This window comes from Streptomyces sp. NPDC006487, assembly GCF_042870555.1.
Lineage (GTDB): Bacteria > Actinomycetota > Actinomycetes > Streptomycetales > Streptomycetaceae > Streptomyces.
In genome coordinates, this window is sequence record NZ_JBIAHN010000009.1 from 281,166 (window position 1) to 298,301 (window position 17,136).

The following is a 17,136-nucleotide window of genomic DNA, read 5'->3' on the forward strand; positions in this document are numbered from 1 at the left end:
CCTCATCCTCGGCGCCATAGGCAACGCCTGCGACAGCCCCGAAGAGGCGCCCGCCTCGGACCGAACCTCGACCTGTGGAGCCCGTTGATGGACAACGCCGGCCGGACCCACCCCCACCGTGGTGACCGCGGGTCGCCGACCGTCATGAAGTCCGAAGAATGAGGCTTTTTCTCACAGCTGGGAGAATGGATGGTGTTCACGGCGTTCTCCGTGGGCAGCGTCGCCAGCCCTTGCAGGGGTGAACGGCGCGAGGTGGCCGACGGCCACCGCTGAGAGGTTCGGTCTGCACCCCGTGCCGGGGTGTACGCCCCGTTTCGGAGAAAACAGGAAGCCCCCGCCACTCTCCATGAGGAGTGACGGGGGTTCAGGTCTAGCTGACGGTACTTCAGTGTTCGATTCCTGCGCTGCACATCCGCTGCACAAGGCGTCGGAAGCGACGGGAAGGCAACGGGAGGCGTGGAGGGGTATCTCCGCAGATCAGCCCGGGGGTTGACCGGGCATCAGGACAGGTCTGAATGCGACGGGTTCGTCCTGGTTCCTAGATGTCGCGGAAGATCTCGATCTGTGCGCCCACCGAGTTGAGGCGCTCCGCCAGTTCCTCGTAGCCGCGGTTGATGACGTAGACGTTGCGCAGGACCGAGGTGCCCTCGGCCGCCATCATCGCCAGGAGGACGACCACCGCCGGGCGCAGGGCCGGGGGGCACATCATTTCTGCCGCGCGCCAGCGCGTGGGGCCCTCGACGAGGACGCGGTGGGGGTCCAGGAGTTGGAGGCGGCCGCCGAGGCGGTTGAGGTCCGTGAGGTAGATGGCGCGGTTGTCGTACACCCAGTCGTGGATCAGGGTCTGGCCCTGGGCCACGGCCGCGATGGCGGCGAAGAAGGGGACGTTGTCGATGTTCAGCCCGGGGAAGGGCATCGGGTGGATCTTGTCGATCGGCGCTTCGAGCTTCGACGGGCGGACGGTGAGGTCCACCAGGCGGGTGCGGCCGTTGTCGGCCGTGTACTCGGGGGAGCGGTCGTGGTCGAGGCCCATCTCCTCCAGGACCGCGAGCTCGATCTCCATGAACTCGATCGGGACCCGGCGGATGGTGAGTTCGGATTCCGTGACGACCGCCGCGGCCAGCAGGCTCATCGCCTCGACCGGGTCCTCGGAGGGGGAGTAGTCCACGTCGACGTCGATGTTCGGGACGCCGTGGACCGTCAGGGTCGTGGTGCCCACGCCTTCGACCCGGACGCCGAGCGCCTCCAGGAAGAAGCACAGGTCCTGGACCATGTAGTTGGAGGAGGCGTTGCGGATGACGGTGGTGCCGTCGTGCCGGGCGGCGGCCAGCAGCGCGTTCTCGGTGACGGTGTCCCCGCGCTCGGTCAGCACGATCGGGCGGTCCGGGGAGATCCCGGCCTCGACCTGGGCGTGGTAGATGCCCTCGGTCGCGGTGATGTCCAGGCCGAAGCGGCGCAGGGCGATCATGTGCGGCTCGATGGTGCGGGTGCCGAGGTCGCAGCCGCCCGCGTAGGGCAGCTTGAAGTGGTCCATCCGGTGGAGGAGGGGACCGAGGAACATGATGATGCTGCGGGTGCGGCGGGCCGCGTCCGCGTCCATGGCGTCCATGTCGAGGCGGGCCGGCGGAACGAGTTCCAGGTCGACGCCGTCGTTGATCCAGCGGGTGCGGACGCCGATGGAGTTCAGGACCTCGAGGAGGCGGTAGACCTCCTCGATGCGGGCCACCCGGCGAAGGACCGTACGGCCCTTGTTGAGCAGTGAGGCGCACAGCAGGGCCACGCACGCGTTCTTGCTCGTCTTGACGTCGATGGCGCCGGACAGGCGGCGGCCGCCGACCACGCGCAGGTGCATCGGGCCGGCGTAACCCAGGGAGACGATTTCGCTGTCGAGGGCTTCCCCGATGCGCGCGATCATCTCAAGGCTGATGTTCTGGTTGCCGCGCTCGATCCGGTTCACGGCGCTCTGGCTGGTGCCGAGAGCATCCGCGAGCTGACTCTGTGTCCAGCCCCGGTGCTGCCGGGCGTCACGGATGAGCTTGCCGATGCGTACGAGGTAGTCGTCTGCCATGGATGCACCGTATCTCAGATATGAGATGTCGATCGCGTTGGGCGTGGCAGACGGGTGGCGGGTGAGTCTCAACGGGTGTCGTCGGGTGTCGTCGGGTGTCAATGGGTTCAGCTGGTATCAATGGGCACCAAAAGGGACTTACCGGTCGTCAGTTCCCATCGTGGGGCCGCCGTGCGCGTGGTGTGCGACGAGGCGGCCGAGCAGTCCGACGAGCTGCTCGCGCTCCGGTGCGGACAAAGGGGACAGGAGCTCCTCCTGGGCCGCGGCGAGCAGTTGCTCCAGCTTGCGCAGGCGGCGCCGGCCGGCGGCCGTGAGGGTGATCACGTTGCGCCGCCGGTCGGCGGGGTCGGGGGTCCGCTCGACCAGCCCGCGTTCGGCGAGTTCGTTGATGACGGCGACCAGGTCGCTGCGGTGGATGCCGGTGCGGCCGCTCAGGGCCGCCTGGCTCGCGGGCCCGAACTCGTCCAGGGCGACCAGGGCCGCGTAGTGCCATTTGTGGGCATCCGCCCCGCTCAGTCCCTCGGTGACGAGCCGTGCGGCGTGCGCCGAGGCCTGCGAGAGCAGCCGGCTGGGGAGTTCGCGCAGTCGCGCGGGGAGGGCGGGGGCGCCCTGGTCCTCTTCCGTGGTCATGGCGGGATCGTACCCCTTGCGTTGGTGGCACTAACGATTTAAGTTCGTTGGTAACGCAAACGTTCGTGACACCAACGAAATGAACGGATGGTTCCCGTGCCCGTCATCGACGTACTCGACTCGACCATGTACTACGAGGACCTCGGCGCCCCCGACGGCGTCCCCTTCGTCTTCCTGCACGGCAACCCGACCTCCTCCCACCTGTGGCGGGGGGTACTGCCCCGGATCGGGGGCCGGGTCCGCCTCCTCGCCCCCGACCTCATCGGGATGGGCCGCTCCGGGAAGCCCGGCGGCGCGTACCGCTTCGCCGACCACGCCCGCTACCTCGACGCCTGGTTCGAGGCCCTCGGCCTCGACGGGTTCGTCCTCGTCGGGCAGGACTGGGGCGGCGCGCTCGCCTTCGACCGGGCCGCCCGCCGGCCGGAGCAGGTCCGGGCCCTCGCCTTCATGGAGACGATCCTGCGGCCGATGACCTGGGAGGAGTACCCGCCCGCGGCCCGCGCCCGGTTCGAGGCGATCCGTACCCCGGGGGTGGGGGAGGAGATGATCCTGGAGCGGAACCTCTTCATCGAGGACAGCATCGGCAAGACGGTGCTGAGCACGCTGAGCGAGGAAGACCACGCCGTCTACGCCGCCCCCTACCCGACCCCCGAGAGCCGGCTCCCCCTGCTCCGGTTCGCCCGCTCCCTGCCGATCGGCGGCGAACCGGCGGACGTGGTCGCCCGGGTCGAGGCGTACGACGCCTGGCTGGCCGCCAGCCCGCGGGTGCCCAAGCTCCTGCTCCACTTCGACGGCTCGCCCGCCCTGATGGTCGGCCCCGAGCTGCTCGCGTGGAGCGAGGAGAACATCTCCGCGCTGGAGAGCGAGTACTGCGGCGCGGCCGCCCACCTCTGCCCGGAGGACCGGCCCGCGGAGATCGCCGCCGCCGTCACGGCCTGGGCCGCGCGCCACGGCCTTGCGGGCTGACCGGCGGCCGCCCGGGGCGGGGGACCGGAAGAAGTCCCCGCCCCGGAGCCCCCTCGGTGCCCGCGGGGTTGGTGCCCGCAGGCTCAGTGCCCGCAGGCGTGGTGCCGGCCCTTGCCGCCGCCGTGGACCGAGGCGTACGAGGCCGGGCGCGCGCCCGCCGCCGCGGCGCGGGCCAGCCGGGCCGCAGCCGCCCGGCCCGACGCGGAATCCGCCTCGTGCACCACCCGGCCGCCGACCAGGGTCATCCGTACGCCCGTCCCGCTGATGTCGGCCACCGGACAGCGCGTCACGTCCCGGTCCAGGACCACCAGGTCCGCCGCCTTGCCCGGCTCCAGCGTGCCGGTCAGCTCCTCCTGGCGGAGCTGCCAGGCAGTTCCCGAGGTGTGCATCCGCAAGGTGGTGTCCCGGCTCAGCGCCTCCTGCGCCCGGTACAGCTCGCCCGCCCCTTCCGAGCCCTGCCGGTCGATCGCCGTCCGGAGCTGGTTCCACACCTGGAGGGCGTCCACCGGCCAGTCCGAACCGCCCGTCAGCCGTGCGCCCGCCTTCTCCAGGCTGCGCGCCGGGTACAGCCACCGGTGCCGCTCGGGCCCGATGTAGGGGAGCAGGGCCTCCACCGTCCAGGTGTCCCGCGTCGCCCACTGGAGCTGCATGCACGCCGCGACCCCGAGCCGCGCGAAGCGACGCAGGTCCGCGGGGTTCACGATCTGCAGGTGCGCCACCGCGTTGCGGGCGTCCCGCTGCCCCGTCACCTTGCGGGCGTACTCGTACCCGTCCAGAGCGGTGCGTACCGCCCGGTCGCCGAGCCCGTGGGCGTGCATCTGCCAGCCCGCCCGGTTGAAGGCGGCGCTGAGCCGGCCGTAGTCCGCGGCCGAGGTGTAGAGCTCGCCCCGGTTCGCGGTCGGCTTGCCGTTCGCGTCGAGGTACGGCTCCAGCAGGGCGGCGGTCTGCGCCGGGTACTCGATGACCCCGTCGAGGAAGACCTTGATCATCCCGAACCGGATCCCCCGTACGCCCCCGAACTCCTTGCGCAGGCCCCGCGCGTACGCCAGCGAGCCCGCCGTGTCCTTGGCCTGGTCCGCGTCCAGCCGGATCGCCGGGACGATCCGCTGCGGCAGCCTGCCCGCCGCGGAGAGCGCCTGGTACAGCTCCAGTTCGTGCCGCCCCACCAGGGCGTCCATCATCGTGGTGACCCCGGACGCGGCCGCCAGCCCCAGCACCTCGGCGCACGCCGCGACCAGCTCGGCGCGGGTGTGCTCGGGAATCAGGCGCCTCACCAGCCCCTGGGCGTCGTCCTTCAGGACGCCCGTCGGCTTCCCGTCCGCGCCCTTGACCACCTTGCCGCCGACGGGGTCGGGGGTGGCCGCCGTGATCCCGGCGATGTCCAGGGCCCGCTGATTGGCCCACAGGTTGTGTCCGTCGCCGCCGATCAGGACGACGGGCCGCCGCGTCGGGAGCGCGTCCAGCACCGAGTGGTGCGGAGCGGTGCCCACGGGGAGCAGCCCGACCGGGTTCCAGTCCTCGACCACCAGCCAGCCGTCGGGCTCGGCGGCGGCGCCGCCGGTGTCGGCGAGGAAGCCGGTCAGGATCTCCAGGAGCTCGGCCGGGGTGGTCTCCGCGCTCTCCAGCGAGGGGGACAGAGAGCGTTCGCCGGCCCCGAGCGGGTGGACGTGGCCGTCGTGGATCCCGCTCATCACGGTGTTGCCGCGGGCGTCGACCACCTCGGTGTCCCGGCCCACGTACCGGCGCAGCGCCGCGTCGGTCCCGGTGGCCAGGATCTTCCCGTCCCGACCGACCGCGACGGCCCGCAGGGGCCCCCGGCGTTCGGTCCCGGTGACCCCCGTGAAAACCGAGGCGTTGCGGATCACCAGCGCGGCCGAGTTGCGCCCGCCGGCGGGCGGCGCGGCGGCCGCGGCGGGCCCCGCGCCCAGCAGACCCGCCGCGCCCGCGGCTCCGGCGGCCGCGAGGAGCCCGCGGCGGGACAGCGGGGAGTGGCCGGACAGCGGGGACCGGGGGGAAGGAGAAGACTGCATGCACACTCCCAAACGTTGGCGTGGCCAGGAGGCTGTTTGGTTAAGGGCTTAACCAGAAGCCGCCTCCGGCGACGAAATCCGTACGATGGCGCCGTGCCCGCCCCCCTTCTTCACGCATCAGGACATGTCCCGATGCCCCCGCCCGCGCCGGTTCCCGGTCCGACCCTCGCCGACATCGCCCGCGCCGCCGAGGTCTCCACCGCGACCGTCTCCCACGCGCTCAACGGCACCGGCCGCCTCGGCGAGTCCACCCGCCGCCGGGTGCGCGAGGTCGCCGGGGCCCTCGGCTACGGAGCCCGGCGCGGCCCGCACAACCGCAGCCTGGGCCTCGCGGTGACCACGTACGCGGGCTTCGCCTGGGACTTCGCCCGGATCGCCTACTACGCCCGGCTGCTGATCGCCGCCACCTCGGCGGCGCACGCCCACGGCTACGCCCTGACCACACTGCCCGCCGACCGCGGCGCCGAGCCGCTGTGGCACACCCTGGCCGTGGACGGGATGCTGCTGCTCGACAGCCCGGCCGACGACCCGGTGCTGCGCGCACTGCGGGCGCGGGGGATGCCGGTGGTCTTCGACGGGCCTCCGGTCGATCCGCTGCCGGGCGACGTGTGGGTGGACAACGACCACACCGCCACCACCCGCGAGGTGCTGGACCACCTGGAGGCCTCCGGGGCCCGGCGGATCGCGCTGCACGCGGGCTACGGCCGGGAGTTCTACACCGGGGCCGTCACGTCAGCCTATGAACACTGGTGCGCCGAGCGGCGCCGGGCCCCGCTCGTGATCCCCTTCGACCCCAATGACGACGCCGGGCACGCCTTCGACCCGGCCTTCGCGGGGCCGGACGGGCGGCACCGGCCGGACCGGCCCGACGCCGTCTACTGCGTATACGACCCCGGGGGCCGGCAGGTGCTGGCCGCCGCCGCGCGCCACGGCATCGCCGTCCCCGGCCCCGGTGCCGGTCCGGCCGCCGGTCCGGGTGCCGACCCGGGGGAGAAGGGCCTGCTGCTGGTCTGTGCCAGCGAGGACCCGGCGTACGCCGAGAACGAACCCGCCGTGACCACCGTCACCTTCGATCCCGAGCGGATTGCCGAAACGGCGGTTTCGTCCCTGGTCAAGCTCATCGAATCCGGACATGCGGAATCCACTGGGCGGCTGACGGTACCGGCGGGCCTGAGGGTGCGTGCCTCGTCCCGCGCCCCCGGCATGTACTAGAGTTATCTCGACATCGAGATATCTGCCCCGGACGTGCCGCAGCCGCCCCGCTGGTAAGGGTTACCTAACTTAGCCTCACCTTAGCGGAAAGGCCAGAGTGCCTCGCGGCAGGATTGCGGCAATACGCGCGAATTCATGCATGAAGGAGACTGTCGTGTCGGCGAACAGCTTCGACGCCCGCAGCACGCTGCAGGTGGGCGACGAGTCGTACGAGATCTTCAAGCTGGACAAGGTCGAGGGCTCCGCCCGCCTTCCCTACAGCCTGAAGGTCCTGCTGGAGAACCTGCTCCGTACCGAGGACGGCGCGAACATCACCGCCGACCACATCCGGTCGCTCGGAAACTGGGACTCGCAGGCCCAGCCCAGCGAGGAGATCCAGTTCACGCCGGCCCGCGTGATCATGCAGGACTTCACCGGCGTCCCCTGCGTCGTGGACCTCGCCACCATGCGCGAGGCCGTGAAGGCCCTCGGCGGCGACCCGGCGAAGATCAACCCGCTCTCGCCCGCCGAGATGGTCATCGACCACTCGGTGATCGCCGACAAGTTCGGCACGAAGGACGCCTTCGCGCAGAACGTCGAGCTGGAGTACGGCCGCAACAAGGAGCGCTACCAGTTCCTGCGCTGGGGCCAGACCGCCTTCGACGACTTCAAGGTCGTCCCCCCGGGCACCGGCATCGTCCACCAGGTCAACATCGAGCACCTGGCCCGCACGGTCATGGTCCGCAACGGCCAGGCGTACCCCGACACCCTCGTCGGCACCGACTCGCACACCACGATGGTCAACGGCCTGGGCGTACTGGGCTGGGGCGTCGGCGGCATCGAGGCCGAGGCCGCGATGCTCGGCCAGCCGGTCTCCATGCTGATCCCGCGCGTCGTCGGCTTCAAGCTGACCGGCGAGCTGCCGGCCGGCACCACCGCCACCGACCTCGTGCTGACCATCACCGAGATGCTCCGCAAGCACGGCGTCGTCGGCAAGTTCGTCGAGTTCTACGGTGAGGGCGTCGCCGCCACCTCGCTGGCGAACCGCGCCACCATCGGCAACATGTCGCCGGAGTTCGGCTCCACCGCCGCGATCTTCCCGATCGACGACGAGACGCTGAAGTACCTGCGCCTGACCGGCCGCGACGCCCAGCAGGTCGCGCTCGTCGAGGCCTACGCCAAGGCCCAGGGCCTGTGGCTGGACCCGGCCGCCGAGCCGGACTTCTCCGAGAAGCTGGAGCTCGACCTCTCCACGGTCGTCCCCTCCATCGCCGGCCCCAAGCGCCCGCAGGACCGCATCATCCTCGCGAACGCCTCGCAGCAGTTCGCCCAGGACGTGCGCAACTACGTCTCCGACGACGAGGAGGCCGGCAAGGAGTCCTTCCCGGCGTCCGACTCCCCGGCCGCGGCCAACGGCGTGCCCAGCAAGCCCACCGCGGTGACCCTGGCCGACGGCACCTCCTTCGAGATCGACCACGGCGCCGTCACCGTCGCCGCGATCACCTCGTGCACCAACACCTCGAACCCCTACGTCATGGTGGCCGCGGCGCTCGTGGCGAAGAAGGCCGTCGAGAAGGGTCTCGCCCGCAAGCCGTGGGTCAAGACCACCCTGGCGCCGGGCTCGAAGGTCGTCACCGACTACTTCGACAAGGCGGGCCTGACCCCGTACCTCGACAAGATGGGCTTCAACCTCGTCGGGTACGGCTGCACCACCTGCATCGGCAACTCGGGTCCGCTGGAGGAGGAGATCTCCAAGGCGATCAACGACGCCGACCTGGCGGTCACCTCGGTCCTCTCGGGCAACCGCAACTTCGAGGGCCGCATCAACCCCGACGTCAAGATGAACTACCTGGCCTCCCCGCCGCTGGTCGTCGCGTACGCCATCGCGGGCTCCATGAAGGTGGACATCACCAGGGACGCCATCGCCACCGACTCCGAGGGCAACCCGGTCTTCCTGAAGGACATCTGGCCCACCGAGGCCGAGGTCAACGATGTCGTCGCGAACGCGATCGGCGAAGACATGTTCAGCAAGTCCTACCAGGACGTCTTCGCGGGCGACGCCCAGTGGCAGGCGCTGTCGATCCCGACCGGCAACACCTTCGAGTGGGACCCGCAGTCCACCTACGTGCGCAAGCCCCCTTACTTCGAGGGCATGACGATGGAGACCACTCCGGTCTCCGACATCGCCGGCGCCCGTGTGCTGGCGAAGCTGGGCGACTCGGTCACCACCGACCACATCTCCCCGGCCGGCGCCATCAAGGCCGACACCCCGGCCGGCAAGTACCTCACCGAGCACGGCGTCGAGCGCCGCGACTTCAACTCGTACGGTTCCCGCCGCGGCAACCACGAGGTCATGATCCGCGGTACGTTCGCCAACATTCGCCTCCGCAACCAGATCGCGGCGGGCACCGAGGGCGGCTTCACCCGCGACTTCACCGTCGAGGGCGCCCCGGTCTCCTTCATCTACGACGCCTCGCAGAACTACCAGGCCGCCGGCATCCCGCTGGTCATCCTGGCGGGCAAGGAGTACGGCTCCGGCTCCTCCCGCGACTGGGCGGCGAAGGGCACCGCGCTGCTCGGCGTCAAGGCCGTCATCGCCGAGTCCTACGAGCGCATCCACCGCTCCAACCTGATCGGCATGGGCGTCCTGCCCCTGCAGTACCCGGAGGGCGTCACGGCGGCCTCCCTGGGCCTCACCGGCGAGGAGTCCTTCTCCTTCACCGGTGTGGAGGAGCTGAACAACGGCACCACCCCGCGCACGGTCAAGGTGACCACCGACACCGGTGTGGAGTTCGACGCGGTCGTCCGCATCGACACCCCGGGCGAGGCGGATTACTACCGCAACGGCGGCATCATGCAGTACGTGCTCCGCAACCTCATCCGCGGCTAAGCACACAGGGCATACCGGCACCAAAGGGCCGTACCTCCGTTAAGGGGGTACGGCCCTTCCGTTTTTGCGGGCGGCTCCGACGGTCCGGCTCAGGTGACGGTGAGGTCTCAACTCGGAAAAGTAGGGGCCCATACCGGTACATGATCTTGCTCACAGGAGCGGAAGTGGACTATACCTGTGCCCGTCCGGGTCACCGCGAAACGAGCGGCTCCGGACGGGGGGATGGCGGGGACCTGCGGTGATGTCCGCTGGGCGGCAGCAGTCGCACTTTCCTTCCTCCTTCACACTTCTGACGAAGGCGAGGACTTGAGCATGGGATCCACCTCCGCCCACGGCGAGAACAGCAACGGTGAGGGCTTCGGCCGCCGGGACCTGATCAAGCGCTCCGCGGCACTCGGCCTCATCGCGGTACCGACGATGAGCTTCCTGTCCGCGTGCGCCTCCGGCTCCGACGAGACGACCAAGGGCAACGAGTCCAAGGTGGCCGTCACCAAGGAGAACCCGTTCGGTGTCGCCAAGGGCGGCAAGCTCGACGTGGTCGTCTTCAAGGGCGGCTACGGCGACGACTACGCCAAGGCCTGGGAAGCGGCGTTCGACAAGAAGTGGGGCACCACTTCCTCGCACCTCTCCACCCAGGAGATCACCTCCAAGCTCCAGCCGCGCTTCAACGGCGGCAACCCGCCGGACGTCGTCGACGACTCGGGCGCGCAGCAGATCAAGCTGGACGTGCTCGCCAAGGGCAACCAGCTCGCCGACCTCACCGTGGTGCTCGACGCCCCGTCGCTCGACGACCCGACCAAGAAGGTCCGGGACACGCTGATGCCCGGGACCATCGAAGGCGGCATGATCGGCGGCAAGTTCGTCGCCCTGCAGTACGTCTACACGGTCTGGGGCCTGTGGTACTCGGGCAAGCTCTTCAAGGAGAAGGGCTGGACCGCGCCGAAGACCTGGCCCGAGTTCATGGACATCTGTCAGAAGGCCAAGGCGGCCGGCATCGGCGGCCTGGCCCACCAGGGCAAGTACCCGTACTACATCAACGTCGCCATCATGGACCTGATCGCCAAGAAGGGCGGCCTGGATGCCATGAAGGCGATCGACAACCTGGAGCCGAACGCCTTCGCGAACAACCCGGTGGCGCTCGAGGCGGTCGAGGCGATCTACGAGATCGTCGAGAAGGACCTGCTGCTGGCCGGCACCAACGGCCTGACGCACACCGAGTCCCAGACCCAGTGGAACCAGGGCAAGGCCGCCTTCATCACCTCCGGCTCCTGGCTGGAGAACGAGCAGCTCAAGCAGACCCCGGAAGACTTCGACATGCAGTTCCTGCCGATGCCGGTGCTGCCCGGGTCCAAGCTGCCCTTCGAGGCCATCCGCGCCGGCGCCGGCGAGCCCTTCATCGTCCCTGAGAAGGCCGCGAACAAGGCCGGCGGCCTGGAGTTCCTCCGTTCCATGCTGTCGCGCGAGTGGTCCACCCTCTTCGCCCAGCAGGCCAACTCCCTCACCGTCCTCAAGGACGGCGTGGACCCGACGGTCAAGCTCCGCCCGGGTACCCAGTCGGCCGTCGCGGCGCTCAAGGCGGCCGGGGACAACACCTTCAACTACCGCTACGGCGACTGGTACAGCGAGATGGGTACCGAGCTGGAGAACGCGTCCAATGAGCTGATGGCCAAGCGCATCCAGCCCAAGGAATGGATCAAGCGGGCCCAGGCTGCGGTAGACAAGGCCACGAAGGACCCGAACGCCAAGAACAACAAGCGCAGCTGACACCGCGTCCACCGGGCACCCGGAAACACCAGGGACGGACACCATGAGCCACGTAGCAAACAGCAAGGGGCGGGGCGGCTTCATCGCCGGCTTCCTCATCCTGCCCCTCGCGTTGTACCTGACCTTTGTCATCTGGCCGTACATTCAGACGTTCGGCTATTCCTTCACCAACTGGACGGGTCAGTCACCGACCTTCGACTTCGTCGGGCTGGACAACTACTCGGCCCTGATGAAGGACGAGGTCTTCCGCGGCGCGCTGCTGCACAACCTGCTGCTCCTGGTGTTCGTCCCGACGATCACCATCCTGATCTCCCTGTTCTTCGCCTTCATGCTGAACGCCGGAGGGCGCAGCGGAGCCGGCGGAGTCCAGGGAGTGGCGGGCTCCGCCCTCTACAAGGTGATCTACTTCTTCCCGCAGGTCCTCTCCCTCGCCATCCTCGCGGTGCTCTTCGGAGCCGTGTACCGCAGCGACGAGGGAGGGCTGCTGAATGGATTCCTCACCAAACTGGGTCTGGTCGATCCGGCCCACCCCATCGAATGGCTCAACGAGCCGAACTTCGTCCTCTGGTGCCTGCTGCTCGTCGTGGTCTGGCACGGGGTCGGCTTCTACCTCGTCCTCTTCTCGGCCGCCATGCAGTCGATCCCCAAGGACATCTACGAAGCCGCCCTGCTCGACGGCGCGAAGCGCGCACAGACCTTCTTCAAGGTCACGCTGCCCCTGCTGTGGGATTCTGTACAGACTTCCGCGGTCTATCTGGGCATCGCCGCGATGGACATGTTCGTCCTCGTGTCGACCATGACCTCGGGCCAGTTCGGCGGCGGACCGGACCACCACAGCGAGGTCATGGCGACGGTGCTGATGCGTAACTTCCTCTACTTCGGCAAGGCCGGTTACGCCTGCGCCATGGGGGTCGTGATGCTCGTCCTCACCCTGATCCTCTCCGCCATCACGCTGCGGGCCACTCGCCGCGAGCACGTCGAGTTCTAGCGGGAGACCACGATGACCACTGTGATCAAAGCACCGGGCGAGGCGGCGGCCGAGAAGCGCGCCTCCGCCACCGGGCACCCCCGCGGGAAGCGCAAGAGCGGTTCCGACGGCATGGTCCTGAACGTCTTCTCGCACGGTTTCCTCGCCGTGTGGGGGATAATGATCATCCTGCCCCTCATCTGGCTGGTGCTCGGTTCGTTCAAGACCGACGTGCAGATCGGCGAGTCGGCCCTGAGCTGGCCGGCCAACTGGCACTTCGACGCCTTCCCCCGCGCCTGGGACAAGGGCATCGGCAGCTACTTCGCCAACACCCTCATCGTGATGGTGTTCTCGGTTCCGCTGACGATGCTGCTCGGCTCGATGGCCGCGTACGTCCTGGCCCGCTACCCCTTCCGGGGCAACCGGCCGATCTACTACTTCTTCGTCAGCGGGGCCATGTTCCCGGTCTTCCTGGCGCTCGTCCCGCTGTTCTTCATGGTGAAGCGGCTGGACATGCTCAACACGTTCCAGGGTCTGATCCTGGTGTACGTGGCGTACTCGATGCCGTTCACCGTCTTCTTCATGCACTCGTTCTTCAGGACGCTGCCGACGGCCGTGCACGAGGCCGCCGTGATCGACGGGGCCTCCCACACCCGGATCTTCTTCCAGGTGATGATGCCGATGGCCAAGCCCGGCCTGATCAGCGTCGGGATATTCAATGTCCTGGGGCAGTGGAACCAGTACATCCTGCCGTCCGTGCTGATGCAGCCGCAGACCGGATCGGACCCCGAGCGCTACATGCTCACCCAGGGCCTGATCCAGCTGCAGTACCAGATGGGCTACGAGACGGACCTGCCGGTGCTGTTCGCCGGTGTGACCATCGCGATGATCCCGATGCTGGTGGTCTACCTGTCCTTCCAGCGGCAGATCCAGGCCGGACTGACCTCCGCCACGCTCAAGTAGCGCCTCCGCTCACGCAGCGGAGGGGTCGGGCACGACCGACCAGCTGACCGCCGAGACGGAGGGGTCGAGAGAGAGGTTGCTGACGGCTTCCTCGAGCATCCGGCCCCCCTCGCCCTCGGCGGTCAGCAGCGCGGACACCGTCACCAGGCCGGCCTCCGGGCCGTCCTGGCTGCGGATCGAGCGCAGCTGGTACCCCGGCCGGCCCAGCGCGTCGACCAGCCGGTGGCGGATGTGGGCCTCCTCCGTCTCCAGGCACACGGCCTCGAAGTGGAAGTCGGTGGCCACCTCGGCCCCGCCCCCCGGCTCGCGGTCCATCCGCCGGCCCAGCGGGCGCAGCAGGAGGTTCGCCCCCACCACGCCCACCGTGCCGCAGGCCGCCAGGACGAACATCCCGGTGCCCGCGAGGCAGCCCACGGCCGCCGAACACCACAGGGTGGCGGCCGTGTTCAGGCCCCGGACGCTCAGTCCGTCGCGCATGATCACGCCGGCGCCCAGGAAGCCGATCCCCGAGACGATCTGGGCGGCGACCCGCGAGCCGTCGTACTGGACCTCCGAGACCTCGCTCATGAACCCGTACTGCGAGAGCAGTACGAACAGCGCTGCCCCGCCCGCCACGAGGGCGTTGGTCCGCAGGCCCGCCATCCGGGCCCGCCACTGCCGTTCCAGGCCGATGGCCGCCCCGAATCCGAGCGCCGCGACCAGGTGCCCGGCCATCTCCCATTCGGTGGGCATCATCGGCCTTCTCCCTTCTCTCTTCGTGTCTTCTCTTCGTGCGGGCTCTGTCAGAGCCAGGTGCCGAACTTGCGGATGTACACGGTCTTCAGCAGCTGCGTGAGCGTGCAGTACGCCAGCAGCACGCCGATCAGCCACGGGAAGTAGCTCGCCGGCAGGGGGACGAAGCCCAGCGAGGAGGCCAGCGGAGAGAAGGGCAGGAAGAGCCCGGTCAGCACCGCGAGGACGGTCATCACCATCACCGGCCAGGACGCCCGCGACTGGATGAAGGGGATCTTGCGGGTGCGGATCATGTGGACGACCAGGGTCTGCGAGAGCAGGCCCTCGATGAACCAGCCGGACTGGAAGAGCGCCGCGTGCGCCTCGGTGTTGGCGGCGAACACGTTCCACATGATGACGAACATCGCGATGTCGAAGATCGAGCTGATCGGGCCGATGCAGAGCATGAAGCGGCCGATGCCCTTGGCGTCCCAGTTGCGGGGCTTGCGCAGGTACTCCTCGTCCATCCGGTCCCACGGGGTGGCCAGCTGGGCGATGTCGTAGACCAGGTTCTGCACCAGCAGCATGATCGCCAGCATCGGCTGGAAGGGGATGAAGGCGCTCGCCACCAGCACGGAGAAGACGTTGCCGAAGTTGGAACTGGCCGTCATCTTGATGTACTTGATCGTGTTGCCGAAGGTGGTCCGGCCCTGGATCACGCCCTGCTCCAGGACGGTCAGGTCCTTCTCCAGCAGGATGATGTCGGCGGACTCCTTGGCGATGTCCACGGCGGTGTCCACCGAGATGCCGACGTCCGCGTCGCGCAGCGCGGCCGCGTCGTTGATGCCGTCCCCGAGGAAGCCGACCGTGTGGCCGTCGGCCTGCAGGGCCCGTACGATCCGGGCCTTCTGGACCGGGTTGATCTTTGCGAAGACCGTCGTACGGGCGGCCAGCGCGCGCAGTCCGGCGTCGTCGAGGCCGTCGATCTCGGTGCCGCCCACGACGTGGCCGACCGTGAGACCGACGTCGGCGCAGACCCGGGCGGCGACGAGCTCGTTGTCGCCGGTGACCACCTTGACCGCGATGCCCTTGTCGGCGAGGCCCTGCAGGGCCCGGGCGGCGTCGGCCTTCGGCGGGTCGAGGAAGGCGAGGAAACCGACCAGGGTCAGCCGGTCCTCGTCGGCGACCGTGTAGGTGTCGCGGGGGGTGCCCATCGTCCGGGTGGCGACGGCGAGGACGCGCAGGCCCTGGCGGTTGTTGTCCTCGGCGATGCGGGTGACGTGCCACCGGAGCTGTTCGGTCAGCTCGACCTTCTGCCCGCGGTCCGTCATGTGGGTGCACAGCGCGAGGACTTCCTCGACGGCACCCTTGGTGATCATGACGTGCTCGGGCCGGCCGGAGCCGCCCACGATGCTGTTGCGGTTCAGGACCACGGACATCCGGCGCCGGGCGAAGTCGAAGGGGATCTCGTCGACCATCGAGAATCGGGCATCGACGACAACCTCCTCGGCCTCGCCCACGCGGTCGATGACCGCCTGGTCCATCAGGTTCTTCAGGCCCGTCTGGAAGTGGGCGTTGAGGTAGCCGTACTCCAGGACCTCGTTGTCCTCGTCGCCGTGCACGTCGAGGTAGCGGTCCAGGACGATCCGGTCCTCGGTGAGGGTGCCGGTCTTGTCGGTGCAGAGCACGTCCATGGCGCCCAGGTTCTGGATCGCGTTGAGCCGCTTGACGACCACCTTGCGCTTGGCCATCGCCACCGCGCCGCGCGCCAGGTTGGCCGAGACCACCATCGGCAGCATCTCGGGGGTCAGGCCCACCGCCACCGCGATCCCGAGGAGGAAGGCGGCCTCCCAGTCGCCCTTGGTGAAGCCGTTGATCATGAAGACGACGGGGACCATCACCAGCATGAAGCGGATCAGCAGGAAGCTGACCTTGCGCACCCCGGTGTCGAAGTTGGTCTCCGGGCGCTCGCCGACCAGGGAGCCGGCCATCGAGCCGAAGTAGGTGTCGGAGCCCGTGGCGACGACGAGTCCGGTGGCGGTTCCGGAGGTCACGGAGGTGCCCATCAGGCAGAGGTTGTCGGCCTCGACGGGGTCGGTGGTCTCGTGCTGGCCGAGGTCGTCCGTGCGCGTGTCGGCCTTGGCGACCGGCAGGGACTCGCCGGACAGGGCGGCCTGGCCGACCATCAGGTCCTTGGCGGTGATGAGCCGCAGGTCGGCCGGGATCAGATCGCCGGCTGCCAGCTTGACCACGTCGCCCGGGACCACCTGGTCCATGGGGATCTCGAAGGTGGTGGGCCCGGAGCCGCTGCCGGCCCGGCGCTGCACCGCGCAGGTGGTGGTGACGAGCTGCTTGAGGGCGTCGGCCGCCCGGCCCGAGCGGTACTCCTGCCAGAAGCGCAGCACGCCGCTGATCCCGACCATCACCGAGAGGATGACGACGCCCGGGTCGGCGGGGTCCTGCCAGTACATGACGGCCGCCAGGAAGACCAGGACGGCGATGAAGGGGTTCGCGTACGCCTTCGCCAGCTGGACGTACCAGCGCGGGGCGCGCTCCTGGGCGATGACGTTGGAGCCGTGGCGCTCCAGGCGCAGCGCGGCCTCGGTGTGGGTGAGGCCGTTGCGGGAAGCGTCCGCTTCCTGCAGGACCCGGACGCCGGGACGGGCGCTGATCGCGGCGAGCCGCTCGCCGACGGCCCGGGTGCGGGCCTCCAGCTCGGCGGCCTTGCGCTCTCGGCGGGCCCGGCCCGGGGGTGCGAGCTTCGTGGGGGTACGGGGGGTGAGCATGGTCATGGCAAATACCTCCCTCCACGGTGTCCGGGCAGCACGGAGCCGAGCGGTCACGTGGAGTGATCATGGGTCGGCGCGAGGTGGCACGTACGGCCACGAGGCACGCCGATGGGCATGGATGACGCACGCCTGGCGGAAGCGTCAGGGCGTGCGGAAGGGGTTACGAA

11 protein-coding genes are annotated in these 17,136 nt (G+C 69.3%); 6 read left to right on the forward strand and 5 right to left on the reverse strand.

Going from position 1 to position 17,136, the window contains the following annotated elements:
* Positions 1–538 precede the first annotated feature (538 nt).
* Positions 539–2,068 carry a helix-turn-helix domain-containing protein gene (locus ACFYM0_RS17885; RefSeq protein ID WP_388502180.1) on the reverse strand — a complete coding sequence of 510 codons (1,530 nt, stop codon included), beginning with the start codon at positions 2,066–2,068 and terminating at the stop codon, positions 539–541.
* A gap of 138 nt (positions 2,069–2,206) precedes the next feature.
* Positions 2,207–2,698, reverse strand: a complete 492-nt coding sequence (locus ACFYM0_RS17890; RefSeq protein WP_388502182.1) for a MarR family winged helix-turn-helix transcriptional regulator — start codon at positions 2,696–2,698, stop codon at positions 2,207–2,209.
* A gap of 96 nt (positions 2,699–2,794) precedes the next feature.
* Here ACFYM0_RS17890 and ACFYM0_RS17895 point away from each other — a divergent pair, with 96 nt between their 5' ends.
* Positions 2,795–3,664 carry a haloalkane dehalogenase gene (locus ACFYM0_RS17895; protein WP_388502185.1) on the forward strand — a complete coding sequence of 290 codons (870 nt, stop codon included), beginning with the start codon at positions 2,795–2,797 and terminating at the stop codon, positions 3,662–3,664.
* 83 nt (positions 3,665–3,747) lie between these two features.
* Here ACFYM0_RS17895 and ACFYM0_RS17900 read toward each other — a convergent pair whose 3' ends face one another.
* The gene (locus ACFYM0_RS17900; RefSeq protein WP_388502187.1) at positions 3,748–5,694 is read right to left on the reverse strand and encodes an amidohydrolase; all 1,947 of its coding nucleotides are present in this window, start codon (positions 5,692–5,694) and stop codon (positions 3,748–3,750) included.
* Between the two features lie 132 nt (positions 5,695–5,826).
* Between ACFYM0_RS17900 and ACFYM0_RS17905 the strand changes: the two genes are divergently transcribed.
* The 5 genes from ACFYM0_RS17905 (at position 5,827) to ACFYM0_RS17925 (ending at position 13,469) form a co-directional block, all read left to right on the forward strand.
* On the forward strand, positions 5,827–6,906 hold the full coding sequence (locus ACFYM0_RS17905; RefSeq protein ID WP_388502190.1) for a LacI family DNA-binding transcriptional regulator: 1,080 nt from the start codon (positions 5,827–5,829) through the stop codon (positions 6,904–6,906).
* Between the two features lie 154 nt (positions 6,907–7,060).
* Positions 7,061–9,775 carry an aconitate hydratase AcnA gene (gene acnA, locus ACFYM0_RS17910; RefSeq protein ID WP_388502193.1) on the forward strand — a complete coding sequence of 905 codons (2,715 nt, stop codon included), beginning with the start codon at positions 7,061–7,063 and terminating at the stop codon, positions 9,773–9,775.
* Positions 9,776–10,087: 312 nt separating this feature from the next.
* Complete coding sequence (ngcE, locus tag ACFYM0_RS17915; protein WP_388502196.1) at positions 10,088–11,539, forward strand: N-acetylglucosamine/diacetylchitobiose ABC transporter substrate-binding protein; 1,452 nt, start codon at positions 10,088–10,090, stop codon at positions 11,537–11,539.
* Positions 11,540–11,582: 43 nt separating this feature from the next.
* Positions 11,583–12,527: a carbohydrate ABC transporter permease gene (locus tag ACFYM0_RS17920; protein ID WP_388502198.1), complete on the forward strand. Its 945-nt coding sequence runs from the start codon at positions 11,583–11,585 to the stop codon at positions 12,525–12,527.
* A gap of 12 nt (positions 12,528–12,539) precedes the next feature.
* Positions 12,540–13,469: a carbohydrate ABC transporter permease gene (locus tag ACFYM0_RS17925; RefSeq protein ID WP_327255624.1), complete on the forward strand. Its 930-nt coding sequence runs from the start codon at positions 12,540–12,542 to the stop codon at positions 13,467–13,469.
* 9 nt (positions 13,470–13,478) lie between these two features.
* On the opposite strand, the gene ACFYM0_RS17930 is transcribed toward ACFYM0_RS17925, so the two are convergent.
* Complete coding sequence (locus ACFYM0_RS17930; RefSeq protein ID WP_388502200.1) at positions 13,479–14,204, reverse strand: MgtC/SapB family protein; 726 nt, start codon at positions 14,202–14,204, stop codon at positions 13,479–13,481.
* A 47-nt stretch (positions 14,205–14,251) separates the two neighbouring features.
* Positions 14,252–16,972, reverse strand: a complete 2,721-nt coding sequence (mgtA, locus tag ACFYM0_RS17935; protein WP_388502203.1) for a magnesium-translocating P-type ATPase — start codon at positions 16,970–16,972, stop codon at positions 14,252–14,254.
* Positions 16,973–17,136: the final 164 nt, after the last annotated feature.